Genomic DNA, 26,804 nt, shown 5'->3' with positions numbered 1-26,804 from the left:
GACAAGGAGAAAGTCCATGACCTGGACAGGAGACCCGGTCTGGCTCGCCGATGTGCTGCGCGACGCCGGGCTGGACGTCATCGAACACGAGGGCTGGCGCGACCGCGGCCACGGCGATTTCCGTGACCTCCGAGGAGTCCTCTGCCACCACACCGCCGGCGGCGGCAAGAACGACTGGCGCATCGTCCAGGACGGACGCGCCGACCTCCCCGGCCCGCTCGCCCAGCTCGTCCTCGAACGCGACGGCACCTACCGCGTGATCGCTGCGGGTGTCTGCTGGCACGCGGGCCGCGGCTCCTGGCCCGGCTGGCCCACCGACAACGCCAACTACCACGTGATCGGCATCGAAGCCGTCTCCCGAGGCGACGGAACCGACTGGACCCCAGCACAACTCGACGCCTACAAACGCGGCTGCGCGGCCATTCTGGCCCGCATCGGCCGCTCCGCCGAGGACTGCGTGGCCCACCGCGAGTACTCGCACGAAGGAAAAATCGACCCCGCCGGTATCGACATGGACGAATTCCGCCGTGACGTACAGGCTTTCATCGACGGAGAGGACGCTCCGATGAGCGCAGCCGAAGTAGCCCAGATCCAAGACTTCATCACCGCTTTCTGCGGCCCGATCGGCAGCGATGTGAAGGACATCCGCGAACAGCTGTGCGGTAGCCAGCAGCGTGATGTGGGCATGTTCGGCGGCTGGGAACAGCTCGACGGCATGACCGTCGTCGATGCCCTGGCCGACGTTCTCGAGCGCCTGAAAGCCCTCGAGACACCTCCCGCCTGACGCGCCAGACCATCACGTCGATGGGAGGAGGTGATTTCCATGCTTCCTGTCGTACTCGAACTGCTCGAGCTCGCACTGCTGCTCGCCCCGGTAGTCCTGCCGCTCCTCGGCCTCTAACTGAACACCATCCCACCCCCAAGCCCGGCCCGTCGGCCCGGGCTTTTCTCATGCCCAAGCTCGGGAGGCACATCCTATGTCCGGCAAGGAAATCATCGGCTCGGTCGACTTCAGCACCACTGCTACGTCGTCCACCGAATACGTACAAACCGAATCCGGTCAACTGGTCACTCCCGAGTTCTTGGCGCTGCTGCAGCAAACCCTGTCCGGCAAGCTCGCCGAGCCGGACCACACCGATGAGCTCGACCCGCAGGTCCGCCTGCTGGCTGAAGAACTCTCGGTCATCCACCTCCCGGAATGGAAGAGCGCGGTCGGCCGCAAACTTGCCGAACCCACGGTCACCTCGATCAAACAAGCCACCCGTGTCGCCGAATACCTGGTCAAGCGCGGCGTGCGCGTCCATCCCGAACTCGAGGAGATCAGGTGGGTCCCCACCCCCGCCGGCGTCCCCGGCGCCTTCGACACCGGCACCCACATCACGCCCGATGCCGAAGGCAACTGGCCGACTCCTGACGTCGAGGAGTTCTACGACTTCGACCAGATCTCGGTGAAGCAGATCGAGGGAAGCGCTTGGCATGCCACGCATCCCCGGGGCATCGCGGTCGAGGGGAAGACCAAGTCGGAGGCGTACGCGGCGATGGTGGCCGAGCTACGTCGGCGAATCGACGATGCGTCGGCGGCTTCGCGGTGAGCGTCGCCGCCGATTGGGTGAATGCTGGTGCGGCTTGGCGTGCATCACTGACACCGATCGGAGCCAAATCAACAAGCGCCCGGTCTGATCAACCCCGGGTGATCAATGTCGAGGGCCTGACCCCCGCCGCGGCCGCGCGAGCGTATAACCGGGTCCTCGCGCAACGGGACCTGAACAACCAAGCGGTCGACATCGCAAGGCCGGCGACGCGTTTCGTCAACGATCAGGGCCCATTCGCTGGTACACCCGGTGCTCCGGTGCAGGTCGCGGATCCGATCGCCGACGAGCCCAAAATCGACTACGGCGGGCACAACTACGCCGGTGGCATGCCACCGCCGAAACCACAGCCGGAGGTTCCAGCCCAAACCACTCCGCCTCCCGCGGTCACGCAGCCGCAACAGTCGACGACTCCTCCACCTCGGACCGGCGCCCAACCCGGCGAGGTCCCTGCGGAATCCTCGCCGATTACCGCACAGCCGTCTGATCCGAAAAACACCAAGCCGCTCTTCGACCGTCCCGATATTTCCGGGAAGAAGGAAGGCGATCGCTGGACCGAAGTACGCGACGGCTTCACTCACACATACACGATCCCGGTAGGCAATGGGAACAAGAGCGTCGACCATGAAGTAAGCCGCGACGGCGTCCTTGTCGGGACATCCCGAGTGGCGTACGGCGAGAACGGAGGCGCGCAGCAATGGGTTGATGTCGTCGGCAGCGCTTCCCTCTATGCGGAACAGGCAAGTTCAGCATCGAATCAGTATACGCAAGTATATAATGCCGGTACTTCTACCGCGGGCAACCCCGACAGTGTCTTCGGAACCCTTCCAGACCTAGCGACGACATTTCCGCTTGTAGAGAATGGGGTAGCTGTAGGGAGCCTCCAGTCGGTCGAAATACCTGGTAGCGGACCCGGCCTCTATGGAAACAAATATGTCGATCACCATGGCAACGTTTCTATATGGCGCACCAACGAATCTGAACATGGTCCACTCATTACAAACCAGATCGGCAACGTAGATAGTCGCGGTTACGGCTGGTATACCCCATCTCCGGCATATGGCCGTCGATGGGAGATCGCCCCCAAGCCCGACGGCACGAGCCTTTTTACCAATATTGAGACGACGTCGCAGGGCCAGCACTTTACAGTTTGGGACCCGGCCGCAAACACTCGAACAGAGCGTTTTCACTCGTCGACTCCAGGTGTTTCAGGGTATTTGCTGTCACAGCATGCGGACGGTACGAAATCGATAGTTGGCGATGATGGCTCACGGCTGGTAGTAGACGAGCTCGGAAGGATCGTATCGTCGCAACCGGCAACCGTGCGGCCCGCCCCGGAGCAGAGTCCCAAGCAGCCCGAAATCAAGAGCAACTGGCAGAAGTTCACTGGATTCGCCGATAACATCAGAACGGGATTCGGTTTAGCTTATGACGACACCAAAACGGGGATTGCGGGCCTCCTGGGCCAGAATGGCAGCCTGAAAGAGGCGTGGCTGGGGCTAGCGACAAGCGGAGTCGGAATCGGCATCGGCTTGGCGATTACGGCCATCGATGTTGGAGAAATCGCCATCGGGCGCGGCAGTTGGAGTCGTTTAGGCAACGACGTGCTCGGGACAGGGAACGAGCTGTCGATATTCGCCATCGGGGCCGACTGGACCCAATTCGATAAGGAACCAGGCGAAACCATCGGCCGTGCGCTATTCGGCACGATGCTGCTATTCGGCCCCAAGGTGCTAAACAACGCCGCAGGAAAGCTACCGCCTCCGGCCGCGGTGAGCACCGCGATCAACAATGCAACTACTGCGTTCGGAAGAAGCGGCCTGTCGCTTGGTGCCCCAGCCCTCGCTGCAACTAACGGCAGCAGTTTCCCAGGGGCGGCCCGTACGGTGGGTCCCTCGAACTTCGCTTCAGATACCGGGAGACCATCGGCGGGCAGCGGTATTCCTCGTTCATTTGGGTCCGGACCCAATGCGTCGGTTCCGGCCGCGCCTACGAGCCGGCGTACGAATGCCGCGCCTCTGCTGCCGGCCGAAGTTGTCAACGCTGGAGCCAGAAATTCCGTCGATCAACCGAATAGAAATGGTCCGGGCATTCCCTCGCATGCTGGTATAGGTCGGGACGCTCGAACAGCCTCGGTCAGCGAATTCGCTGAAGTCACAACCGCTGTAACAGCTAGAACTGAAACCATTAGCGAGCCTACTCCCATGCCGGGCGTGCTGCCGGCTCGGCTCCAGACTACGGCACCGACCACCCCCAGTGCTGATCGAACTGCCAGTGCGCACTATTCGGACGTTCATCGGGAACTGGCCAGCTACTCGTTGCCGAGCCATGCCGGCGGGACCGCAACCTTGTCAAATGCCCAGCGCCGCCAGTTGAGGAACCCTTACGGTCGCAACGGACAATATCGACCATTTCAACTGGAACCACATACGCGCTATGAATACACCGAAGGGGGGAATAATACTGTTGTGATCACTGATGCCAGCGGTTCCCCCACGTACATTGAAACCTGGGGATCGAGGAATGCTTCTGGAACGACTTCCGGCGATGTCCGTGCGAACCCGATACTTCGTGACCTTTTGCCCAATGTTGTATACCGAGTCAACGGTGACTTTTGGCTTCGGGCTGATGCGTACGGTAGGGTCGTGGAGGGATATAATCCCGCAGTTAGAATTGTCCCGGCGGAAATCAGGACGAGAAATCAGGATTATCAGTCATCGTTCAACCAACGGCGAGGCGAGGTATCAGGAAGTTTTCTCGAAGCTGGGCACACGTTTCGGGTGCAGTGGGGTTCCCCGTTTGAGCATGCTTTCTACACGCCACAGCGAAAATCTGTCAACCAATCTCCAGGTGCGTACTACCGATTAGAGGAGGAAATCTCGCAATTGCTGGCTTCTAGCCCGCCCGGAACCCAGGCCGAGGTCTCTGTATATATCGAGTACGGCGCGCCACCGACGGGCATGCCACGCCTTGGGTGGCGGCCGCGAGGTGACGAACGAGTGCCGTGGATCTATCATACGAGATATCGTCTCGTTGGCTCACCGGCCTGGAGCGATATCAACTCCATTATCAACAGATAGTGACGGTGCAGTAGCATGGACGTTGCGAAGCAGCAGGAACTCATACGGATCATCTCCGAAGGTCTGGTCGAAAATATAGAGGCAACTCGCGCTGAGGTTGTCGGAGTATTTACGTTGCTAGGCGATCTGGCCTTTCATAAGATATCCTACCAAGCCGACGGCGAATGGCGTTCCGATAGCAAACTACCTGAAGCCATCCGTGGGGCAGTTGCAGAACTCAAACGGGAGATGTATGCCGTGGGTTCCGGAACGTGGCTGTCGATGCAGATATCTGTTTTGAATGGTGATGTTTCAACCACATTTGAGTATGACGAAATGCCGCAGGTCGTTGAGTCGATCACGTCCCATCTTGGCATTGAGCTTCGCCGGTATCCGCGGGCACGCGTTCCGCAATGGATGCTGGAGGAGCTGGACGAATCCTGGTCACCTGACCGAGAACCGGACTCGCGTAACGAAACACGGGATTTGTCGCGCATCCAGGGGCCCAGTAGCGGCTACCTTCCAAAGATGCCACGCGAGGAAGCAGAAGCTTCTGCGCGAGGATATCTTCCGGAAGAAGACGGTTACATCTATTTGAAGATCAGTCACGAATACGTCTCAGAGAGAGACGTGTTGGAGTCCTTCTTGGAGGTCGATGGCGACTGCTATGAGGTCCGAAAAGTATGCTACTTTCCGAACGGTAGCGCAGACTGGGCTTCCCTCGCTTCAGATGGTGCATACGTGCAACTTTCGGAAGAACCAGTTGTATATGAATCGCGGTCTGCCGAATCCGCACCCCGGTGCGTCGAGATCCTTCCCGAAGAGTTTCAGGCCGAATGGCTTCACGTAACTGGTCTGCATTGACATGGTCATCGGCTATTACGAGGAGTGCGCTAATCTGGTCGTAGGTTTCGCGCAGCCAGTGCCGCTGGGGAACTATTTCGCAAGACGTCGTAGCGCCAACCAAATCGCTAGGTGTTTTCCGTAGCTTATTTCGGATATGCGTTAATTGCGAACCTGTATCACCATTGCTGGCTGCGGGCCTGGTCGATTATTGTCGTGTGGTGGCCAGATTGATCGGCCCCAATCGTATCAATGTATTATGGTAAGGATTCGACGTGAATGAAAGAATACTGCTTCCTGATATAGAACTAACTCTGGTTGATTATCTCGCTCTGGAGCTTACTGCAGTGTCAGATACGGCTGCTGTGGTCAGCCGGGTCCCAGATCCTCGGCCCAGCCGCATGGTTCGAATCACCAGAAACGACCGAAAAGCCCGAGTCGACGTCGAGGATCGGGAGGGCCGCCGAAGCGCCCACCTGATCCTGGATCGTCCTCGCGTCGTTCTCGAATGCACCGACGACGCAGGCGGAGCAGCAACCCTTGCCGCCCTTGTGCGTTCGATCCTGAGTGCAGCCGCCCCCGGCTATCTGGGCACCGTCTGGTGCGACCAGGTCGAAGACGCCGGCATGGAGAACGACACCGATCCGGCGACCGCCGCACCGCGGTACACACTGGTCGCCGACCTGATTGTGCGAGGCACCGTCCTCGCCTGACTCCCTACGGAGTCGAACAACTGAAGTACCAATCCCGAGGGCCTGCGCAACAATCCCAAGGGAGTAAACACAATGGCTCTGCCTTCCAGCAACTACATCGGCGCCGGTACCCCGAACCTGGCCGTTTCCGGCGGTGTCCTGGTGGCGCCGCTCAACACCACCCTGCCGACCACCGCGGCCGGCACCATCGCTCCCGCCTTCAAGGCGCTGGGCTACGTTTCCGAGGACGGCATCGAGTCGCTCGGCGAGCGCAAGGTGGAGACCGTCAAGGACTGGAACGCCGATATCATCGCCCAGCTGCAGACCGAGCACTCGGTTCGCTTCGGCCTCACCCTGTACGCGGTGTGGGACCAGGACGTGCTCAGCGAGATCTTCGGTGAGAACAACGTGACCGCCACCGCGGCCACCACCACCTCCGGCAAGCTGATCAACGTCAAGGAAACCGGCATGGTGCTGCCGCGTCGCTCGTGGATCTTCGACATGAAGACCGAGGACAAGAAGCTGCGCATCGTGCTGCCGAACGCCAAGATCTCCTCGATCACCGAGAAGAAGTTCGTGTCGAACGAACTGGCCGGTTTCACCATCAATGTCGAGGCCTTCAAGGACGACTCCGGCGTCAAGGCCTACCGCTACCTGGACGACGGCATCAAGACTGCCTGATCCCCTCTAGACCCCCAACGGCGGCGGGTCAATACACCTATGCGCAGGCCCGCCCGCCGCCGCTGGGCCCCTATTTCGCACGTATCGCATCTCAACAACGAAAGGGTCTGCTACCCATGACTTCTCCCGCGACCGCAGGCAAGTACGCTCAGCCCGCACCAGTGAAAGACGACTTCACCTATACGGTCGACGGCACCGACATCGTGCTGCCGTCGCTGTCCTACCTCAAGCCCGGCCTGGTGCGTCGGATCCGGCGGCTCGGCGATGTCGATGCGATGTACACCCTGCTCGAACTGAGCCTCACTGCCGACGCGCTCGACGCGCTCGACGAGATGGAGCCCGACGCCTACCACGAGTTCCTCGAGGCATGGCGCGCGCACTCGGGGCTGAGCCTGGGGGAATCCTAGGCCTCGATGCTCTCCTCGAAGAGCATGGCGAGGCAATCGAATTCGATCTGATCGCTCTGGGTCTGCGCAGGCGGATGCTCGGCACCGCGGAGCTCGGCTGGGCCGAGCTCCGAGTGATCGTGAAGCACCTGCCGACGGATTCGGCGCTGCATCGGGCCATGTACCCGGAAGCCAGCCGCTGGCAGGTCGCAGAGCACCTCTTGGCCGAAGTCGCCGACAGCCTCCGATGGTTGATGTGGGCGCGCACCGATGATGGTCGGCGCGGGCGTAACCGACCCGAGCCGATCGCTCGTCCGGGACTGCGATCCGATCGCGAAAAGGTCGGGACTGCAACGGAACTCGATCAGATGAACGACTTCCTCGGTTGGTCCGGCTAGGTGGCTGCGGTCCCGGAGCGGTCGAACGCAGAAAGTGGATACCAATTGTGAAGAAGAAACGCCCAACGGCGATGACCTTGCCGGACGTTCTCGCGATGACCACGAGCGGCCAGCCGACTCCGGGAAAGCGGGTCAGGTTGCCCAGTGGAGCAATCTGGGAGGGCGGCTCCGGCGCCGGGACCATTACCCTCCCGGACGAGGACCCGATCACGCTCGGCGAGGATGGTCGTATCCCGCCCAACACGCTGATCGGGTCCGGCGTCTTCGGCCTGCTCGACAGTGTGCTCGGCACACAGCCAGGCGCGATCGCCGAACGCGTGGCCGGGCAAGCCATGGATCTGCTTCGTCCCGACGGCGACGCCGCCGACAGCAAGACGCGGCTGGTCAAGTTCTCCTCGAGAACAACTCTGCTCAACCCAGCGAAGCCCGCTGCCGAACACGCCGTGGTGGATTCCGACGTGGCGGCCTACGCGCAAGGCGGAACCGTTCACGGCCCCGGCACCGGGACCAGCGACTCGATTCTGGCGCGGTTGTCCAAAGGCGAGTTCGTCGTCAATGCTGCCGCGACAGCCAACGCGTTGCCGCTGTTGGAAGCGATCAACGCGGGCTGGGTACCGTCGCCGGGCTATCTGGCCGGCATGCTGCCGGGATTCGCCACGGGCGGACTGGTCGGCGACTCCGCGGCGGGTGATCCGGAGCGTTGGCGGTCGCTGCTCGGCACCGGCCTGGCTGCCGATGTTATCGGCGGCGTCGCGGGCGCCGCGCTGGATGCCGCGGGCGCCGCCGGCGCGGCGCTCGGTGGGGTTCTAGCTCCGATCTTCGGTACTGGTGGGGCCTACAGCCGCCGGACGAACGATCCGGTGAAAGTCGATCTCGGACAGCAAGGCTCGGTATTCGCCCAGAGCGGCCCCGCGATGTCTGCGCGGCTGCAGGTAGAACCGCAGGGCGTGATGAATGTGGCGCCGGCGTTCGCCGATCCGTCCACCACTTCCGCCGACGGGTCCGCCGCACCGCTGGTAGCACTGTCAGATGCTCTGACCGCAGGGATCATGTCCTCGGCCACCGAGGCGGGTGGCCGCGTCGGTTTGGCGTTGGGGAACGCCATCGCACCCGCGCTCGGTCCCGCAGGACCGATGGCGCCGGTGATCGGCGAGTCACTCGGCGAGGCGCTGGGCTCACGCTTCGGTGGCGGCTTCACGGCCGCCATGTCGCTGAAGACCGAAATCGGGCCGACGGGCGCACCGACGTTCACCGATGGTGGCGCAGGCGGAGCCGTCGCACCCGGAGGCGCCGCACCCGCCGGAGCCACGTCATGGGACGGCGTGGGTGGAGGAACCACAACCGGCGGTGGCGTCACCACTACCGGGGGTGGCGGCAGCAGCATTGTCGTCGGCGGTGGCAACGAAGGCACTGGCGGCGGCACCTGGGTCTGGTATCCGGGCGGGGGTGCGACCGCGACCGAGACCGGTCCCGCGACCACCCCGCGCACACCGGCTCTCAGCGGCAAGTCGCTCGTCGACGAGAAATACTGGACCACCTACAGCGGTGCCGACAGTATCGACCGAGGTGCCGTCGTCGGCAGCTCGATGGCGAACAAGCTGGCCGAATCTTTCGGCCTCAGCGGCAACCCGGCTGTCAGCGACTTCGGTGCCGACCTCGGCGCGCTGGCGGGTGCGCTGAACATCCCGCAGATCACCTCCGCGCTCGGCGTCGACAGTCCGCTGCTGGCTCAGCTCGGTATCGATCCCGAGGGCTCGTATTTCGTTCCTGGTGAGCAGCAGAAGCAATTCCAGATGAGCGAAGCCGACAACCTGACCGCGGGTATCCAGGGATTCCTCTCCGGCACTTCCTCCGGCGGGTTGGTCAAGGGCATCACCGGCGCCGCGAAGGGCGTCGCGGAAACCGCTGCTGGTCAGCTGGGCAACTTCATCGGCGCGGGGATCGGCACCGCGATCGCCGGCCCCGCGGGTGCGGCCGTCGGCGGCGTGATCGGCTCGCTGGTCGGTTCGATCGGGGCGGGCAAGGCAGTCGACCTGGTGGCCAAGCCCATCGAATGGGTGGCGAGCACGGCCAAGGAACTCGTCGGCACCGGCTTCGGCCTGACCGACCTGGCCGAAGGAGTCGGCGGGCACACCGCCCGCGGCGACATCTTCAACTTCAACGGTATGGATCCCAAGAGCGTCGCGATGTCGATCGCCCGTGTCCAGCGCCGTCAATCGTTTGCTCAGCAACGCGGAGGAGGGCTCGGGCGATGACCCACCAACTGCTCACTACCCAGGACACCAAGATCGTGGTCTGGGACATCAACGGCCGGGTCTGGCACCTGGCAGGCCCCAACGCAGGTCGTGAGGGCGTAAGACTCTCGGCCCAAACAGGTTTCATGTTCGCGCCGGTCCAGCTACTGACAACCGAGGGCGCCAGGCAGGACGGTGCCACCTTCGCGCGGTCTGTCCGCTGGAAGAAGGAATGGGACTTCCTCGCCATCATCTCCACCGCGACCGGCGCGCGCGAATCCAACCCGGTCCGTGAGTTCCTCGCCGTGCACGACGCGTGGTTCCGTGGATGGTCCACCGACAAGCCGGTCACTGTCGGCTACTTCACCCGGCATCAGGGCTGGCGGTTTCAGCAGTTTCAACTCGACGGCGCACCCGAACCAGCGGGCGACATCGATCCGGCCCGCAACGGATTCGCTATGTACAAGATTTCGGCGACCGCCATGGATCCGCTCGCGCGTCACTTCGACGAAACGCAGGTCTGGACCAACGCGGCCGGCGCCAGCGAAGGCGTCCTGCGGCTGCGCAATGCGGCCGACCAGCCAGCGTGGCCGCGCTACACCATGAACGGTCCAGGACGCTGGTCGATCCTCGACCCGATGCCCAGCGATACCGGCCAGCCGCGCATGGTGCAGACCCCGCGCCTGACTGCGGGCCAGACGCTGCGCATCGATACGCATCCACGTCATCGGACGGCTCGGATCTACACCAAGGGCAGTTCCGTGGTGGTGAATGTGTGGGGTCAGCTCGCAGGCCGTCGCTGGTTGGCATCGCTCGACCCCTGGGCGAGCACCGACATCGTGGTGCGCGTGGACGAAGGTACGACCGAGTCCAGCATCGTCGGGGCCGTGACACCGAGGTCGTCCCGGCCGTTCTGACCGGTTCCGCCAACTGAACAGCTAGCGCGAGAGAGCCCAATCCCTTTGCAGGGGTTGGGCTCTCTCATACTCGAAGGAGGTATCGCGATGGCGGTACCAAGGGGTCAGGCTGCGTATGACCCTTCTGGGTATCGGCGATGGACGAACTCGCTGACGCCGTCGGGCGCTGACTCCGGAGCAAGCAGCCCGCCGGCACCTCGCATACACGACGTCAACGGTATGACCGCTTCGTCAGCGGCTCGGGCATACGAACGTCTTCTCGGCGTGCGCAATATGACCGGGCGCGCGAACGACGATGTTCAATCCGCTCAGCCGATCAATGGCCCGGGGCCTATGAAGGTCGACTTCATCGACGGACCGTTGCCGAGCCAGCCGCAGCCCGGGGGTGCCAACGATCACCAGTCCAAGTTGGCCGCCGAACAGGAAAAGCGGCGGCAGGCGCAGGAGCGCGAACAGCAAAAGCCGTCGGCGCCCGCGGTCGAACAGCCTCCTGCTGAAGTTCCAGGTAACCAGACGCCACCTCCGATTGCGACCCAACCGCAGGGTTCGCCCGCCACCACGGTCCCCGTCGAGGAACATGATCCGCTGCTCGATGCGAAAGGCCCGAACCAGGACGCGCTCCCGATGCCGTCGACCGACGGCCGGGAGGTGGGCAAGACCTGGACGGAAGTGCGCCCAAACGGGCAAGTCGTCGAGTACACGATCCCAGAGGGCAACGGCAAGAACACAGTAGACGCGGTGGTCAAGGACGCTGCCGGAAACGTGCTGTCGACGGCGCGGATCGTTTCGATCGAAGGCACGGCGAACTACATCCGGTGGCAGGACGACGTCGGCGGCGGGTCGTCCTACTTCGAGTCGGGCGGGCCGAACGGCCTGGGCTACGGCCAGCACTTCGCACCCGGTACATCCACCTCGGGTATCCCTACCCACGCCTTCGAGACCTCACCCGATGCGTCGCAGTCGCGAACGCTGTCGCTCGACTCGGCCGGCCGCGTAGTCGGTGTCGATATCGGAGTCCGGAACTCGCAGGGCCTTTACGACAACATCCACGTAGACAATTTCGGCAATGCCACTATGTCGTCCACCAAGCTCGGTCCCGGTGGTGAACTCCAGTCCAAATTCACCGGTCAGATGTTCGCGAATCGTTCCGGGTGGATGATCGATGAACTCGATAACCGTTGGGAAGGGGAGCCCGACAAAGACGGAAACCAGGCGTGGTTCCGGGTTCAGAACGGTCATACATACCGGATGAACCACCTCGGTGTGATTACCGATTTTTCGCTCGACAAAGACGGCCGGCCGCGTCTGGACACGATCTTTCCCGATGGTTCACAAACAGTGAAATCGGGCAGGGCCACTGTTCATTTCGATGCAAATGGGAAAGAGGTCTGGAAGAACGAAATTCCCGCTCCTGTGCAGCCTTGGGATGTACGTGCGTGGGAGGGAACGAAGCGCGGACTAATCGGCCTTGCGTCTGTTGTCTCCGATACCGTTGGAGCTCCATTTCACATGATGCAGGACGGCGTCCGAGGTATGTCGTCGATCCGTGTCGACCAGTACGGAACATTCCACGTCACCTACGGATCCCCGAATAGGTTCGCGAACGCGGGAACGGCAGTGGTCGGCCTGGCCAAGGGCGCTGCCATGTTCTACCTCGCGCTCCCCAAATACGCGGTAATGACGGGTTACGACGCGCTACGCGGCTCGGACTTCGTCCGCGGATCCACAACCTACCAACCGCCCGACCGCGAAGACGAATTGGTCAAGGACCTCACCGGAATTCCGCTCGAGAAGTGGAAAAACGACACCTTAGCAACTACTTTCGAATTCGGATCTGCCACGGCGGCTGGTCTGGCACTTTTCAGAAGCGCTGGTATTAGGCCACGACCTCGGCTCGGCGGAACCAGTCTGTCGGAGGTGGCGTCAGGTATAGGGCGCCGTGCAAACAGCTATTTGACTACTCGATCGCGATCGGCACTGGTTGTTGCAGGCGGATTCGCTTCCAGGGCGGCCGGATACGGACGCATACAGATGGAACGAGCGCGCGACTGGGGTAACCAACCGGTCGAATCCTTCAAAGTAATCAACGAGTCGATCGCAGAAATACGCACGGCTTTTGGGCCGAGAGTAGCGACGGTGGGAGTCCCGAACAGTCTGCGACCGCACACATCGGAATCGGCCCTCCTACCCGCCGTCTTCGCGGCTGTGCGACGTCCCGGATCAAGTAGCGGAAATGGCTCTCCGAGGAAATCGCCGCCTCCTTTTGTGCTCAGACAGATGGAGGTAGGAAACGCATTCAATCGGATGAGGGAGCCGTATTATGCAGCACGCGGCGGCGCTAATGAAGTACACGTCGGACCAAAGAGGAAGAGCGGGAAATATGTCAGAGTGGATTCGTATCTTCCAGGTAGAGAGATTGTCTCGAGGAAGTATACTCAACTAGCGGATATCAAGTTTCGTACTGTGCAAAACTATCTACGCGAATTGGCTCGAAAATACCCGCCGGGAACAATAATCGCCGACACCCCCTCTAATCGGAGTCAGCTTCCGTCCTATGCCATCGGTAGGCCGATGTCGGGTACTATGATCCTGGAAGTCCCGATCCAGAATAAGGCGGTGCCGGCAAACGTAAAGGCGGAGGCTGGAAGGTTGGGAATTATACTCCGTGACGAAAGCGGAAATGTGCTGTGAACGCAGTTCGAAAGGTGGTTGACGTGTCCGGGGAAGTGCGCTATGGAAAATCTTGGAACTTCGGATCGGGGCTCCCGATTGACGAAGTATCAAGAGATCAAGCCTACTCGCGAAATGGTCGAGGTCAGCCGTACAGTGTCGGGTTCGTTGATACCCCTGGTCTTGCGCAGGTTTTGCAGGTAAATTGGGGGCAGGGCAACCTGAGTGCTAATTTCTTGGATGAGTTCGGTCGAGTGTCGTCGAAATACACATTCTATATGTCAAAGCAAAATGTCCTGTTTCTCGGTGACGTTGTGATGTTCGAGTATTCGACTTCTGGGTATGTCGACCCTGCGTACTCCGACGCTATCGTAAGCTATCTCTATACCAGCGATGGATCCATGACGGAGGTTGTTTCCCCGCAGGGCGGAGGACTTGACAAGGTAACGGAGTTCTTTGACGTCGACTTGAGTGCGAACTTCGAGCCTATCCCGGATTTCGGAGATTGGGACTCTATCCGTAGGTACGATAGATAGCGCACATATCGGGCTCAACTGGTGGGGTCTTCTCGGCTATCTGAAGGCCTCGCTTGGCCTGCTCCTTACTCCGTGCAGGTCTTGATCCGCGCAGAATGATAGTTGCTTTGGATTGTGGATGATTATCGGTGAAAAGTGGCGGAAATTCCGCTGCCTGGCACGGAGAGCGCCTGTGCCTGATCGACGCACACCTGACAATTTCGAGTGATTGCATGATCACGGGTGGTGTGCTGGTCAGTCCGGAGAAGTATGCCGAGCTTTCGGAGAGTGAGTAGGACTGATCCTCGCGAGCTGCTTTCGGCCTGGTGGCTGAAGGTGCTGTTCGGTATCTGGCAGAGCTTTGGCTTCAAACCTCAACTCGAATGAGTTGAGGTTTTTTTATGCCCAAAACAAGGAAAGGTGGTGGAGGATGGGTGTTTGGGACCCGCATGCGGAATCGCGGCGGATGGATGAGATGTTCCGGGTCGAGCAGGAAGATGCTCGGGATCAAGAGGTTCTGGTCCGGTACTGGGACAAGGACATGCAGGAGGTGGGGGAGGAGCGGAGCTACCTGTCGTTGCAGGTGAGCTTTCCGCGGAACTCGGCCGGCGGGTTGAAGATGATCTGTCCGCGGGACATGGTGCACTTCGACCACCTGTTCGGCAGCCATGCCGACGCGACCCTGCCGATCACTGTGAACACCAGGGGTTTCCGGTGGGACGGCTACATCACCAAGGCCTCGATCGTCCGGGACGACAACGGGGTCGAGACGGTGGACATCGAGGCGATTCATGCCTGGAACCACATCTCCACCATCTGCTGCTGGGCGAGCCCGTTCGCACCGGTCTTGGCCCAGTTCCCGCGCCACCACATCCTGTTCGGTCCGGTGCGGACGTTGGTGACGACCTATCTCACGATGAACCTGATGCGGCTGCAGGGTAATACGACTTTCCCGATCGCTGTCGTCCCGGTCGATCCCCGTACCGACACGAGCCGGTGGAGCGCCGCTTCGGCGCGGTTCGACATGGCAGACAAGCTGTTCCAGCCGATGCTCGAGGATTCGGGCGTCATGCTGACGGCCCGGTTCTTCCTACCTGGCGAGGACGAGCAGCCGGCGCCCGAGTGGTTCTACCTCGACAAACCGACCGTCGTCCTCGAGACTGTGGACAAATCGGGAGTCACCGGGCCCACCGGCACGTTGCTGGACGGGATCATCTCCTGGTTCGAGGAATTCGCCGACGACGGCACCACGCCCATGCGGTACCCGAAGTTCGATTCGACCACGGAGTACGAAGCGGTCTACGGGACACCGGGCAAGTTCGGCACGATGCGAAATCTGCCGTGGGTGTGGTACTTCGAAGGTGAGTACTCCGGGATCGGCGCCTCCGAGGTGGCGCTGCACAAGCCCACCGCGACCGACATCATCGTGGGCGGTCGATCGCCGGGCTGGGTCAATGCCGGCATCGAGATGGCGATCAAGGCGCTGTTGTCCTTGATCGGCATGGACTGGCTGTACCGCGGCCAGCTCGACGATGTATTCCTGGCGTGGATGGTCTACCGGGATATGGAGCGTGTCCGCAAGGCGGGACCGTATGCCTTCCGCGAGCTGTACATCACCGGCAGTGACAAGGCCTTCACCCTCGACGGTTTCGTCGCCGCGCGGCAGGGCCTGCACCTGACCCGTGGCTACACCAGTCACAAGGTGACGATTCAGGACAACGCTCCCTATCTGATCGGCCGAGATTTCGGCGTCGGTGACCAGATCGGCTTCGCCATGGGGGAGAAGGTCTTCACAGATTTCGTCACCGAACTCACCTTCACGGACGACCGCGAGACCCCGGCGTCCTGGCAGATCACCGTCGGCGACGGTTCCGACGAAGAGGACTCGGTGGTGAAGGCGTGGCAGCGGCTGGGCCGCGTGGCCTCGGCGATCAAGGACCTGTCGACGGACGTGGGCGCGGACCTGGACCTGCTCATCTTCTGAGGCAGTCCGAAACTTAAAGGAGAATTCAATGGGAGACATCAGTTTTCCCGCGCGACTGCGTGCCTATCGGCAGCCGGATATCGACGGGCTGCCGCTGCTGACCGCGGAGGTCGAGCTGGCGCCCGAGGTGGCGGAGCTGCCGCTGCCCGGCGGCCCTGCGGGTGCGCCGGGATCGGGAGGACGGCCGCGCACGTCGTTCCGCAAGATGGGCGTGTTGACGAACAGCGCCGCGCGACCGTCAGGCCTCGGCCTCGAGGACCGGGGTAAGTGGTGGCACCGCCTCGATGACAACGGGATGGACGTGTGGATCGGCGACGGCTGGGTGCACTCGGTCGATGCCGTAGGGCCGGCCGGCCCCATGGCGGCTGCCAACGTCCTCACCGTCCTGGAAACAATGAACGAACCGGCCTTGACAGAGTCCGCACTGGAGCTCGTCGGAACTGCCGCGGAGCAGGAGATTCGTGCCACGGTGCCCGCTGGTTTGCGGGGGCCGGTCGGCCCGCCTGGTGATTCGGGGACGATCACCGAGGCAGAGGACTACGAGGAAGCGAACGGTCCGAGCCACGGTGGTGTGTTCGCGTACGACCGCGCGTCCCGGCGCTTCCGGTCGGTTCCGGCGCCCTTGGGGGCTGGTCCGTGGGGCTGGTACCAGGAAGATTTCGCCGAGGAACAGATCGTCGCGGCGAGCAGGGTCGGTGGTGGCACGTTCACCATTCCGGCCCAGCCGTTCCGGTGGCGTCCGCACGTATACGGGCATATCTATGTGCACTCGAACACGACCAGCCAGGCTGCGGAACTGACGGTTCGCCTCGGCAGTTCACAGGGCCCGATCGTCGCAACCGGGACCGCCTTCGCGGTCGGATCCCCGGGCGCGTGGATGTACGTACCGGTGTTCCCGTGCCTGCGAGACGGCACCACTGCCCGGGTGCTGTCGCCGGCCTCTGATTTCGCGACCGTACCAGCCGGTCAGCCAGGAAGTCTGGTCGTCTCGGTCGAGCGGATCGGCACCGGGCCCAGTTCCGACAAGATCGGAATCAGCCCGACGCGTGCCTCGCTCATCGCCTTCGCCGAGCCCACGGAATGAGTTGAAATGACTTCGGTAGGAAACTATTTCGACGCGACGGTGATCCGAGCGCTGGACGAGGGGATCGGTGCGCCCGGCCTCGTCCAGGCGCTCCATGGAACACCGCGCGACGGCAGTCTCGAACTGGCGACCGGCGCCGTCGGACCACAGGGCCCGGAAGGTGAGCCGGCCAGACCGTTTCGTTGGGAAGGCGATATCGCCGACCAGGCGGCGCTGACAGCGCTGGTCGAGAAGTTGGGCAGAGCCCACGCCGGCAAGGCATGGCGGGTCGTGTCTACAGGTGCGCTCGCGTACTGGAACGGGACGGGCTTGGACACGTTCCCCGAGGCGTTCGGTGCCCTCGGCCCGGATGGAGAGTCGTGCTCCGTTTCGATCGGAAGCGTGACCACGGGTCCGGTTGGTTCGGACCTGCAAGTGACCGTCAGCGGCCCGGCGCCCGATCTGGTGCTGGATATCGTCGTGCCACGCGGGGTCAAAGGCCTGAAAGGGCCCGACGGCGGGCCCGGCCCGATCCGTCAGGCCGAGGACTATGCCGACGGCGCGCACCCCGACAAGGCCGTTCCTGTGTGGAGCGCCACGACCGGCAAATGGTCGGGGCAACCCTATCCGGGTCTGCGCGGGCCCTGGACCATCGTCGGGGACCGGGCATGGGACGGCGGTCCCGGGTTCGCACCTTCGCAGTCGGGGGTATCGGCCGCCTCGATCGTGGTGGCTCAGTTGCAAGTCCCCGCGCAGGACTGCGCGTGGCGACCCATGATCACCGGTGGTGTCGTCGTTCGGCCGATCGAAGGCTCCAGCGAGTTCACCACGCGGATCGACGCCGAGGTCCGGATCGGATCCGCATCGGGGCAGATCGTCGCTCTCGGTAGCGGTTTCGTCACCGGCGTCCACACGAGGGCGCGGTTTCAACCGCATCTGGCCGCCCGGAACGTCACTCCGGGTAGCACGGTGGGCGTCATTCCGGCAGGTCAGGCGGTCACCTTGTTCGTCGTTGTGCGCCGCGGCGCGGGCTCGGCGAACTACGACTACCAGATGGCCGACGCGCAGATCGTGTGCACGGCCCGACCCGTGGGGGTGCTGTGAGCAACGAGGAAACAACCACCGTGTACGACCAGGATGTCATGATCACCATGCGTGGGGTGGCCGACTCGGTCGGGCTGCCCTACACGGTGAATCCGGTCGAGGTCGTCGACCGTGAGGTCCTGATCGAACTGCGCGAAGGCCCCGCCGGCGTCACCGGGCCTGAGGGCGCGGCGGCATGGCCGTGGGCGTGGCAGGGCGATATCGCCGACGCTGCGGCGCTGGCCGGCCTCGGTTTGACCACCGCAGATGCGCGCAAGGCTTGGCGTGTGGTGGCCGAGAACGCGATCTACTACTGGACCGGCACCGAATTCATCGCCTTCGCCGATGCCTTCCGTCGACCGGGACGCCGCGGTCCGGTGAATATCCTGACCGGCATCGGACTCGCCGGCGCCACGGGATCGACTGCTTCGGCCAGGGTTCTGGGCTCGGCGCCGAATCAACAGCTGGAGATCACCTTTCCCCGTGGCGAGCAGGGTGAGCAAGGAGATCCTGGTGCTGCGGGACGAATCGCGGATGCTTCCGATGTCTCGGTCACTGTGGAGAATCCGCTAGGCCAGGGATATGTGCTCGGTTTCGACACCGCCACCGAGAAGTTCCGGCCGATCCCTTCGCCGCGCCTGCGCGGCCCGTGGACGATCGGCAACAATCAGTTTCTCACCGCGCAGAATCTGAAGGAAGACCCGAAAGTGCTGGCGGCGATCACGATTCCGGCGCAGCCTACGACCTGGCGGCCGTGGATCGAAGGCGCCGTGGGGGTTTCTTCCAGTTCTCCGACACGCTGCGACGTGACCGTGCGTATCGGCGCGCCCGACGGTGAGGTGGTTGCCCAGGGGTGGGGACATTGGGAGGCGCGGATGGCCCATGTCCTGATCTCGCCGGGATTCGACTACCCCGTCAAGCCAGGGGCGCCTTTCGGCACCGTTCCGGCCAACCAGACCGTCACCCTGTACGTCGTGGCGTCTCGCGCGGCGGGTAGCGGCAGCTACACGGTGAACGGCAACTACTCCCATCTGCAGGTTCGTGCGCTGCCGGCCTGATACGGCCCCGCCACCCACCATTCGAAAGGTATTGAGCCATGGCTGATCTGCCCCCGCTCGAGTACGGCAAGGTCGTCGGGCGATTCCTCGCCAACGTGATCGACGGCCCCGACCTCGGTGACTTGCCCGAGTTCCCGCCGCTCAGCGGCACCATCACGTTCATCGCCGATGCACCCAAGATCCTGGTTCGCAACGCGCAGCCGGCGCCCGCGACGTATGTCCAGCTACCGCAGCACTACGAATGCCAGCTCGACGAGTTCGGTTACCTGACCTGGCGCGGCAAGCGCGGTGTGCGTCTGGTCGCGCCCGGTCCGGCTACCAACCCGGCGGAGTGGACCTGGCGGGTTTCGTTCGATCTCTCCTACGACGGCGAGCGAATCCCGCTGGATCCGTTCAGCTTCCACGTGACGAAGTATCTCGCCGGACCCGATCCGGAAAACCCCGACCTCGGCTCCACCGGCCTGGTCGATCTGACGCTCGCGGCACCGGTGCCTGCCTCGGCGGGCAATGCCGTCGTCGTCGGCCCGCCGGGCCAGGGGATCCAGATCGACGGACAGGCTGAAACGTATGCGCAGCTACCGGCGTCGCCGCCGGATGGCAGCCAGTACATCGTCAAATCCGATGGCCTGCTCTACCTCTACCGGGCCGTAGGAGGTTGGACACCGAACGGTCAGGGCGTTGTCGTGCGGGGCCCCGCCGGTACGACGTTGTGGAGCGGCATCTCGGGCAAGCCCGCGGCGTTCCCCCCGATCATCGGTGATACGGCGACGACCGCCGTCGCTGGTGACGACCCGCGACTGACCAACGCCCGTACGCCTACTTCGCATACCCACCCGATCGGCCAGCTGACCGGGACGAGTGCGACGGTCGGCACCTTGCTGGCCGCCGCGGATGACAGCGCGGTTCGCGCCGCGATCCACGCGGTCGCCGACACCGACCCTCGGCTGACGAACGCGCGCACACCCACGGCGGCAGGTCAGGCCTACGACATCGCCTTCAAGTCGCACATGGGAGTTCGCGCTGTCGGAGCGGGAAACACTGTTCCGGAGGGTATTCGGATCGAGCGTTCGATCACCGTGTCGAAGGTGACCTATCGCGGCGAGACAGCAGGTACCGGCAATCTCGTCGTCGAACTGAGGAAGAACGGCGTCGCAGTCCCCGGCACCGCGGCGACGATCGCCGCCGCCAACCACGCGGTCGACACCAGTGTCACCGGGTCATGGAATTTCGCGGCCGGCGACCGGGTGGTCGTGCAGGTCACCACCGCTGACAGCCCGGCGGGCCGTGGTCTGCAGGCGAGCCTTGCCGGGGTGACCGCGTAATGCCGACGATGATCATCGGCGGGCCCGTCCTGGTGTGGGAGCCCCTTGAATCTCAGCCGGAGCCGGAAAGCCCCGATGGGACCCCCTACTGGAAGAGCCCGGCATCCGGCTATCCGGGCGCGATTGTCGAACCGCCGACGGATCCCGAGCCTGTTCCTGAGACGCCGACCGAGTCGGACCCCGAGCCGGAGACCCCGATCGAGTCCGAGTCTGGGGATGGCCCCGATCCGACTGGCGAGGAGTAGACCATGCCACACATCTTCGCGGGCGCCGGCGCTGTCCTGCCGTCCGGCATGACCAAGAACGGCAACAGCCCGATGGGCGCCACGAACACCTGGGCAGCCGTCCCTGGTTGGCTCGCCGACACGGCGAACTACCCGGGTTCGGTGGTCTCCGGGGACGGATTGCGTCCGCAGTCGAGCGATGTCGCAGCCAACCTCTCCGCCGCGGTGGCCTTCGCCGGTGGGACGGTCTCGGGCAACTATCAGGCAAGGATCCTCGTCACCGGCACCGTGGTGGCCACCAGCTCGGTGGTGGCCGGGACCAGCGGCACGATGACTGTGACGGGCACTGCGTCCGTGAGCGCCGGTGACACCGTCACGCTCGAGGTCTTCACCAGCGTGCAGGGAACCTGGCAGGCGACGGTTTCCGGTGGTGCGGGAACTTACGTACGAATCACCTGATCTCGTCGGTGAGAGAGCCCAACCTTCTCCGGAAGGTTGGGCTCTTCTTGCGTTTTGGCGCAGGTGAAGTCGCCAATTGTGCTCTGTCACAGAAATTTTGGCGGAACAGGTTTAGTTTCCGGGTGGTAGGGTACGCGCCGGGGCGGAGTTCCGATCGGTGGCCGTGTGTGCACCGCCCTGTGTGCGCGGCGGGCGGGTGCCTTCACGTTGCCTCGCTTGATGTTGGCGGCAGTGGAGAAGAATCCGGATGGGCTCGCGCTCGTCTTCGCCGATGGCACACGAGAGCACCCTCCATGCGGCACTCGCCACCGAGATCGACGGCCTCTCAGCGGAACTCGTAGACCGCATGTTCAGCACCGCAATGCGTACCGCCTCGCTGGAAGTGGACTACGTGCCGCAGATCTTCACCGGAACCCTGAAGTTTCTTCCATGCCTCGGCAGACCCGGGTAACCAGATGGCCGGACGCGTCGCGGCAGCATGGCGGCCTTATGTCGACGGGCAGATCGAGAATTGGAGTCTGCCGGTGGACCACGATGGAATGCTGAGCGGTTCCGCGCTGCTCGATATCGGCGAAGTGGTGGGTGGTGCACTGATCGAGTCGTGAGCATGAGTAACCGACCTTGGCCGAGGGATATATCATCCGATATCATCAAGGCATGGAAACTGTGCGTGACCTGCGCCGCGCCGCTGGCCTGACCCAGGCTGAGCTGGCGCGACGGTCGGGTGTCGCCCAGTCCAACATCGCCGCCTATGAGAGCGGGACCCGGCGGCCTTCGCCGACGATGTTGCGCCGGCTGAGGGAGGCGGCCAAGCCGCGCCCCTCCCGCGTAATCGCTGAGCACCGGGACCAGATCCTCGCACTGGCCTTGCGGCACAAGGCGAACCGTGTGCGTGTCTTCGGATCGGTGTCGCGTGGTGACGATGTCTCGGGCAGTGACATCGACCTGCTCGTGCGGTTCGACGCTGATGCGGATCTGCTCGACATGGCCGAATTGATGCTCGACCTGGAGGAGCTCACCGGCCTCCATGTCGACCTGGTGTCCGAAGGCGGTCTTCCTGCCGGACCACACCCGATTCGGGACGAGGCCAAGCCGCTGTGAGCGGCCGGGACACCAGCGAACGCACAGCCAGAAGCCTGCGAGACTTTCTCGCGTTCAGTGAGATGGGGGCGCGAATCGTCAGCGGCGGTAAGTCGGCTTACGACTCCGACGAGATCACCAGGCTCGCGGCCGAGGCAGTGCTGCACCGGTTGGGTGAATCGGTCGCGCGGCTGCCCGAGGAGTTCATCGCCGCGCACCCCGAGGTTTCGTGGCGTGGGGTCAAGGCAACCAGGAATCTGGTCGCGCACAATTACGATGCCGTCGACCACAACATCCTTTGGAACCTTCTCGCGAACAGGCTGCCCGCCGAGGCTGCGACCGTGCGCGCGATTCTCGGCGAACTCGAAACTGCCGAAGACTAGGGGCCCGAGTCAGAAGGCGTCGGCACGACGTCCAGCTCGCCGCGCCTCCGTTCTGTACCGCGGTTGGTGGCGGTCGACAGATGGCTACGCCAGAAGGGACTGGCGGCCTACCGGACCGATTCGAAAAGCGTCCTGCTGCAAGCAAGTCAACGCATTAGCTAAACGCATCGGTGCTACTCTGCTCGGTTGCCCGCGAGCGAGCGGGCTCGAGCGAGACTGGGGGTAGGTGTGTCGACGCCAGGCGGGATTCGGTCGGTGCGGGCCGACTGGGCTACCGAGTTCATCTATATCACAGACGATTTCACGCTGCGCCTGGCCAGGTCATGAGGAAAGCGTGGCCCGTGTGGTGGCAGGTGGGCGTCATGATGATGACTGCCTGGGTGACTGCGTGCTGTGGGTGGGCACTATGGGCAGACGCGACGGTATTCGAGGATGTGAATACCTCGTTCTCCGCCGGAATCGCCCTGGTGATACCTGTTGCGGTGTGGTTGGTATTGGCCGCGATCGGCCTGGCGAGGTATGCGCGGTCATGGCGGCTGACGCTTTTGGTCCCGCTGGCCGTGACTTCGACGATAGCGCTGACCTGGGCTGATATTCCGGGCCGAATCGGGTGGGCGATGTCGCGAGAGGCCATGGACCAGGCCGCCTCAGTGTGCGAGAAGTTCGAGGCATCGCCGGCGGGGCAAGGCCCCACTGAAAAGAGAATCGGCTTTTACGCGTTCCGCACCATCGACAAACGGACGGACGGCGGGTGCCGATTCACCCTTGCCCGCGACTATCCGGTGTCGCGGAATGGTTTTCACTACCGCCCGGGCGTTGAGAACCCAGAGGTAGGCGTCGGCTACATGCGATACGACTCTCTCGGTGACTGGTGGTACTACTACCAATGGGCCGAGTGAAACGTGAACGGACCGCGAGAACTTATACCGACCGGACGTCGACAAGGTCTTCCAGCCCACGGAAGTCGTCGGCGTTGCGGGTGTACAGCCGGGCCGAATGCGCGTGCGCCGTCGCCGCGATGATCAGATCCATTGTGCGAGCCCACGGTTGGCGCCCGACCTGCACAACCGCCGCAGCAGCATGCCGTAACTGGCTGCCACGGCTTCGTCGACAGGAAGGGCATCGAATCGACGCTGGACTCTGTCATCATCGGTCGGCCCATGGGTCGCGGATCTGCTGGTCGATCTGGTCGCGACCGAATTCCCAGTCCGGATCGGCGGCGCCCGCCCAGAGGTCTGCGACTTCGTCGTAACGCCGCCAACTCGTCGGCGCAGCCGGAACGAGCCGGACGCTTGGTCGACCCGCGACTGTGATGGTCACGTCTTCGCCGCGCTCGGCTCTCCGGACGAGTTCGGATGCCCTCTGTCGGAGTTCGCGAAGGCCGAATGTCGCCATACTTCGAGGGTAGGACCTGCGCTAATGGGTGGTCATGAGTTCAGGCTCGCTGCGGTCGGCACGACGACGGCGTAGAGGTCGGTGAGGGTAGCCAAGGCGCTGGCGTGGAGTTGGTCGGCGGGGACGTTGCCGAGGGGGCGGGTGGCGCAGGCGTCGGCTACGACGGTGGGTTTGTTGCCGCGGAGGAAGGCGCCTTCGGTGGTGAAGGTGACGCACATGTGGGTCATGAAGCCGGCGATGACGACGTTGTCGTTGCCCGCGGCGTCGACGAGGTCGCCGAGGTCGGTGCCGACGAAAGCGTTGGGGGCGGTTTTGACGACGATCTTCTCGTCGGCGGTGGGGGCCACCTTGGGATGGATCTGGCCGATGTCGGTTCGGATGTCGTAGGGGGTGCCCTCGCCGCCGTCGTTGATGACGTGGATGACCGTCGCGCCGGCGGCCCTGGCCTTGCCGAGGAGCTCGGCGGCGGCATCGAGGGCGGGGGACCAGCCGGTCAGTTCCATGACGCCCTGCGTGTAGGTGTTCTGGTAGTCGACCAGGATCAGGGTGGAAGCGGAGAGGGTGGCGGGGGTTTCGTCGAAGCCGTTGAGCTCGCGGAGGGTCGTCGAAGTCATGGTTCCACGCTATGGACCGGCGGGTATGTCGGCAATGTCATGTAACCTGCAGATTCGGACATGGCGGAGGAGTGGTGACGGTGGTCGATCGGCTGGTGGTGATCGTGCTGTTCGATCAGGTCGATCTGCTCGATGTGACCGGGCCGCCGGAGGTCTTCTCGCTACTGCGGCGGGAGATGGACGAGCCGACCGGGTACCAGGTGGTGCTGGCCGCTGACACCGTGGAGCCGGTCACCACGTCGGCCGGAGTTCGGGTGCTGCCGGATGTGACCTTCGGGGAATTGGCGGGTCGGCGGATCGATACGGTCGTCGTCCCCGGGGCGGTCACGACCGATGGTGATCGCCGGGTGCGCGCGGTGGTCGATCCCGCCGTGGTCGAAGCGGTGACGGTGCTCGCGGAGGGGGCGCGGCGGGTGGCGTCGGTCTGTGTGGGCGCGCATATCCTCGCTGCCGCGGGGCTGCTCGACGGGAAGCGGGCGACCACGCACTGGTCGACGGCCAAGCAGCTCGCGGCCGAGCACCCGGCGGTCGAGGTGGATGCCGATCCGATCTATATCCGCGACGAAAACGTTTGGACCGGAGCGGGTCTCACCGCGTGCCTCGATCTGACGCTGGCGCTGGTCGCCGACGATTTCGGTGACGAACTGGCGTTGCGGGTGGCGCGCCAGTTGGTGATGTATCTCAAAAGACCCAGTGGCCAAAGCCAATTCAGTGTGTCGCTGGAACCGGTGTCGACCACGCGGCGCATCGACGAGCTGCGGCACTACATCACGCGCAATATCGCGAATCCACTGACGGTGACCGAGCTGGCCGAGCAGGCCCATGTCAGCGAACGTCAGCTCACCAGGGTGTTCCGCACCGAGCTGGGGATGACGCCCGCGGCCTATATCGAGTCGGCGCGGGTCGAGGTCGCGCGGCATCGGCTGGAGGTCAGCGACGAGACCTTGCAGCGGATCGCGGTAGCGTGCGGGTTCAACACCGTCGACACCCTGACCCGCGCTTTTCGGCGCACCCTCGACACCACGCCGAACGAATATCGGAAGCGCTTCCGTATCAGCTGAACTCAGCGACCGGGCTACCAGGGCGAAGAGGCGTCACATCGTGTTTGCCGCACGTTAATCCGAATGGTGTGTTCCGTAATTCCTCCGTGATAGGAACTGTGGGCCCCCAAACAAGGAGATAGAGAATGTTCGAGTCCCTGACGTACCTGCTGAGCATGCTGGCCACCGGTTCGGCCGCTGCCTGAACCTGTCGGGTGCCCGCCGTCGACGCGGCGGGCACCCGGTTCAGCGGGACGGGATCAGCCGGTAGAGCCACCAGGGTCGGGTGGGGAAGGCCGGATCGTAGATACGCAGCAGCATGCGGCGCTCGATGCCGGTGCTGCGTTCGCGCACGCGCAGATGCCTACGCGCGACATCCTGGGCGTGAACTTCACTGGTCCACACCGGATCCCAGTCGGGCGATGCGCCACAGGACTCGGTGATCTCGGTGACCCGTTGCGAGGGGGCAAGGGGCGAGAGCATGCGGAAGGCGTGCACCAGCAGTTGCGCCTCGGTGGTCCAGTCGAGGAAGACCTTCTTGGCCGCCGGATCGAGGAACATCCATTCGAGCATGTTCACGCCGGCGCCGAGACCCGGAAACATGCGCTGGTAGTCGGAGTTCGCGGCGAGGATGTCCATGGTGGGGAAGCGCTGGAAGCAGGCCGGATGGGTGAGGCTGGCCAGGTCGGTGAGGTCGTCGGCCGAGGGTGTCGGCGCGGGTGAGCCGGTGTCGATCGCTGGCAGCCCGAGCACCAGGATGTGCTTGCGATACCAGAGCGGTACGTCCAGCGAATCGAAAAGTCGTTGCAGCATAGGCTGATTCGGTATCAGCGCACCCGACTCGATCTGCCCGATCAGTAGCGGCGCCATCTGCGCGCGCACGGCGAGCTCGGAGCGCGCCAGTCCGGCCGCCATCCGACGCTCACGCAGATACACACTGAGCGCGGTACTCTCACCCATCCCTACCCCCGAGGTCTCGACCCCGACTGCGGTTGACCTTCAGAATACGCGGCCGAACGATCACCCCGCGATGAATGCGGGTCTCACCAGGCGGCAGGTAACCGAAACGACGAACGGTCCGGAGCTCGAAAGCTCCGGACCGTCCGGGGTCTAGA

The 26,804-nt window shown here is 63.4% G+C and carries 26 protein-coding genes; 23 read left to right on the top strand and 3 right to left on the bottom strand.

Annotated elements, in window-relative coordinates; translation table 11 throughout:
• Nucleotides 1-16 precede the first annotated feature (16 nt).
• The 22 genes from DFR69_RS12580 (at nt 17) to DFR69_RS12485 (ending at nt 23,539) form a co-directional block, all read left to right on the top strand.
• Nucleotides 17-784 (top strand): peptidoglycan recognition protein family protein, encoded by a 768-nt coding sequence (locus DFR69_RS12580; protein ID WP_110037712.1) that lies wholly within the window; start codon nt 17-19, stop codon nt 782-784.
• A 193-nt stretch (nt 785-977) separates the two neighbouring features.
• Nucleotides 978-1,592: a hypothetical protein gene (locus tag DFR69_RS12575; RefSeq protein WP_110037711.1), complete on the top strand. Its 615-nt coding sequence runs from the start codon at nt 978-980 to the stop codon at nt 1,590-1,592.
• A 98-nt stretch (nt 1,593-1,690) separates the two neighbouring features.
• Complete coding sequence (locus DFR69_RS33950) at nt 1,691-4,669, top strand: hypothetical protein (RefSeq protein ID WP_146229271.1); 2,979 nt, start codon at nt 1,691-1,693, stop codon at nt 4,667-4,669.
• Nucleotides 4,670-4,684: 15 nt separating this feature from the next.
• The gene (locus DFR69_RS33945) at nt 4,685-5,512 is read left to right on the top strand and encodes a DUF6881 domain-containing protein (RefSeq protein ID WP_146229270.1); all 828 of its coding nucleotides are present in this window, start codon (nt 4,685-4,687) and stop codon (nt 5,510-5,512) included.
• A 380-nt stretch (nt 5,513-5,892) separates the two neighbouring features.
• Nucleotides 5,893-6,204 (top strand): hypothetical protein, encoded by a 312-nt coding sequence (locus DFR69_RS33940; protein ID WP_208643964.1) that lies wholly within the window; start codon nt 5,893-5,895, stop codon nt 6,202-6,204.
• A 72-nt stretch (nt 6,205-6,276) separates the two neighbouring features.
• A complete protein-coding gene (locus DFR69_RS12570; RefSeq protein WP_110037710.1) occupies nt 6,277-6,864 on the top strand; it encodes a phage tail tube protein in 588 nt (195 codons plus the stop codon).
• A gap of 116 nt (nt 6,865-6,980) precedes the next feature.
• The gene (locus DFR69_RS12565; protein WP_146229268.1) at nt 6,981-7,271 is read left to right on the top strand and encodes a hypothetical protein; all 291 of its coding nucleotides are present in this window, start codon (nt 6,981-6,983) and stop codon (nt 7,269-7,271) included.
• Nucleotides 7,232-7,648, top strand: coding sequence for a DUF5361 domain-containing protein (locus tag DFR69_RS12560; protein ID WP_146229267.1), 417 nt, complete (start codon nt 7,232-7,234; stop codon nt 7,646-7,648). The genes DFR69_RS12565 and DFR69_RS12560 overlap by 40 nt, the downstream gene beginning before the upstream one ends.
• Complete coding sequence (locus DFR69_RS12555) at nt 7,636-9,903, top strand: hypothetical protein (RefSeq protein ID WP_146229266.1); 2,268 nt, start codon at nt 7,636-7,638, stop codon at nt 9,901-9,903. The genes DFR69_RS12560 and DFR69_RS12555 overlap by 13 nt, the downstream gene beginning before the upstream one ends.
• A gap of 35 nt (nt 9,904-9,938) precedes the next feature.
• Entirely contained in the window at nt 9,939-10,799 is an 861-nt protein-coding gene (locus DFR69_RS12550) for a phage tail protein (protein WP_244198226.1), read from the top strand.
• 219 nt (nt 10,800-11,018) lie between these two features.
• Nucleotides 11,019-13,490 (top strand): hypothetical protein, encoded by a 2,472-nt coding sequence (locus DFR69_RS33935; RefSeq protein WP_146229265.1) that lies wholly within the window; start codon nt 11,019-11,021, stop codon nt 13,488-13,490.
• Between the two features lie 23 nt (nt 13,491-13,513).
• Nucleotides 13,514-14,005: a hypothetical protein gene (locus DFR69_RS33930; protein ID WP_146229264.1), complete on the top strand. Its 492-nt coding sequence runs from the start codon at nt 13,514-13,516 to the stop codon at nt 14,003-14,005.
• Nucleotides 14,006-14,450: 445 nt separating this feature from the next.
• The gene (locus DFR69_RS12535; protein WP_110037704.1) at nt 14,451-15,968 is read left to right on the top strand and encodes a Gp37-like protein; all 1,518 of its coding nucleotides are present in this window, start codon (nt 14,451-14,453) and stop codon (nt 15,966-15,968) included.
• 28 nt (nt 15,969-15,996) lie between these two features.
• The gene (locus DFR69_RS12530; RefSeq protein ID WP_110037703.1) at nt 15,997-17,052 is read left to right on the top strand and encodes a hypothetical protein; all 1,056 of its coding nucleotides are present in this window, start codon (nt 15,997-15,999) and stop codon (nt 17,050-17,052) included.
• Between the two features lie 6 nt (nt 17,053-17,058).
• Nucleotides 17,059-18,135: a collagen-like domain-containing protein gene (locus DFR69_RS12525; protein WP_110037702.1), complete on the top strand. Its 1,077-nt coding sequence runs from the start codon at nt 17,059-17,061 to the stop codon at nt 18,133-18,135.
• Nucleotides 18,132-19,172 (top strand): hypothetical protein, encoded by a 1,041-nt coding sequence (locus DFR69_RS12520; protein WP_110037701.1) that lies wholly within the window; start codon nt 18,132-18,134, stop codon nt 19,170-19,172. Before DFR69_RS12525 ends, DFR69_RS12520 begins: the two co-directional genes overlap by 4 nt.
• Before the next feature lie 38 nt (nt 19,173-19,210).
• Entirely contained in the window at nt 19,211-20,494 is a 1,284-nt protein-coding gene (locus DFR69_RS12515) for a hypothetical protein (RefSeq protein ID WP_110037700.1), read from the top strand.
• 248 nt (nt 20,495-20,742) lie between these two features.
• Nucleotides 20,743-21,177 carry a hypothetical protein gene (locus DFR69_RS12505; RefSeq protein WP_110037698.1) on the top strand — a complete coding sequence of 145 codons (435 nt, stop codon included), beginning with the start codon at nt 20,743-20,745 and terminating at the stop codon, nt 21,175-21,177.
• Between the two features lie 455 nt (nt 21,178-21,632).
• Complete coding sequence (locus DFR69_RS34435; RefSeq protein ID WP_167456252.1) at nt 21,633-21,782, top strand: hypothetical protein; 150 nt, start codon at nt 21,633-21,635, stop codon at nt 21,780-21,782.
• Nucleotides 21,783-21,843: 61 nt separating this feature from the next.
• Nucleotides 21,844-22,278 (top strand): helix-turn-helix domain-containing protein, encoded by a 435-nt coding sequence (locus tag DFR69_RS12495; protein WP_244198225.1) that lies wholly within the window; start codon nt 21,844-21,846, stop codon nt 22,276-22,278.
• Nucleotides 22,275-22,640 carry a HepT-like ribonuclease domain-containing protein gene (locus DFR69_RS12490; protein ID WP_146229263.1) on the top strand — a complete coding sequence of 122 codons (366 nt, stop codon included), beginning with the start codon at nt 22,275-22,277 and terminating at the stop codon, nt 22,638-22,640. Before DFR69_RS12495 ends, DFR69_RS12490 begins: the two co-directional genes overlap by 4 nt.
• Before the next feature lie 362 nt (nt 22,641-23,002).
• Nucleotides 23,003-23,539 carry a hypothetical protein gene (locus DFR69_RS12485; RefSeq protein ID WP_146229262.1) on the top strand — a complete coding sequence of 179 codons (537 nt, stop codon included), beginning with the start codon at nt 23,003-23,005 and terminating at the stop codon, nt 23,537-23,539.
• Nucleotides 23,540-23,786: 247 nt separating this feature from the next.
• On the opposite strand, the gene DFR69_RS12475 is transcribed toward DFR69_RS12485, so the two are convergent.
• Nucleotides 23,787-24,035: a type II toxin-antitoxin system Phd/YefM family antitoxin gene (locus tag DFR69_RS12475; RefSeq protein ID WP_110037693.1), complete on the bottom strand. Its 249-nt coding sequence runs from the start codon at nt 24,033-24,035 to the stop codon at nt 23,787-23,789.
• 32 nt (nt 24,036-24,067) lie between these two features.
• The gene (locus tag DFR69_RS12470; RefSeq protein ID WP_110037692.1) at nt 24,068-24,649 is read right to left on the bottom strand and encodes a cysteine hydrolase family protein; all 582 of its coding nucleotides are present in this window, start codon (nt 24,647-24,649) and stop codon (nt 24,068-24,070) included.
• A gap of 71 nt (nt 24,650-24,720) precedes the next feature.
• Between DFR69_RS12470 and DFR69_RS12465 the strand changes: the two genes are divergently transcribed.
• Nucleotides 24,721-25,710, top strand: coding sequence for a GlxA family transcriptional regulator (locus DFR69_RS12465; RefSeq protein WP_425271599.1), 990 nt, complete (start codon nt 24,721-24,723; stop codon nt 25,708-25,710).
• Nucleotides 25,711-25,935: 225 nt separating this feature from the next.
• Here the strand turns inward: DFR69_RS12465 and DFR69_RS12460 are convergent, their stop codons facing one another.
• Complete coding sequence (locus DFR69_RS12460) at nt 25,936-26,649, bottom strand: MmyB family transcriptional regulator (protein WP_110037691.1); 714 nt, start codon at nt 26,647-26,649, stop codon at nt 25,936-25,938.
• Nucleotides 26,650-26,804 lie beyond the last annotated feature (155 nt).

The sequence above is a fragment of the Nocardia neocaledoniensis genome (genome assembly GCF_003182135.1).
Lineage (GTDB): Bacteria > Actinomycetota > Actinomycetes > Mycobacteriales > Mycobacteriaceae > Nocardia > Nocardia neocaledoniensis.
The sequence above is the reverse complement of the archived record's forward strand: the minus strand, read 5'-3'. Positions and strand labels throughout refer to the sequence as shown.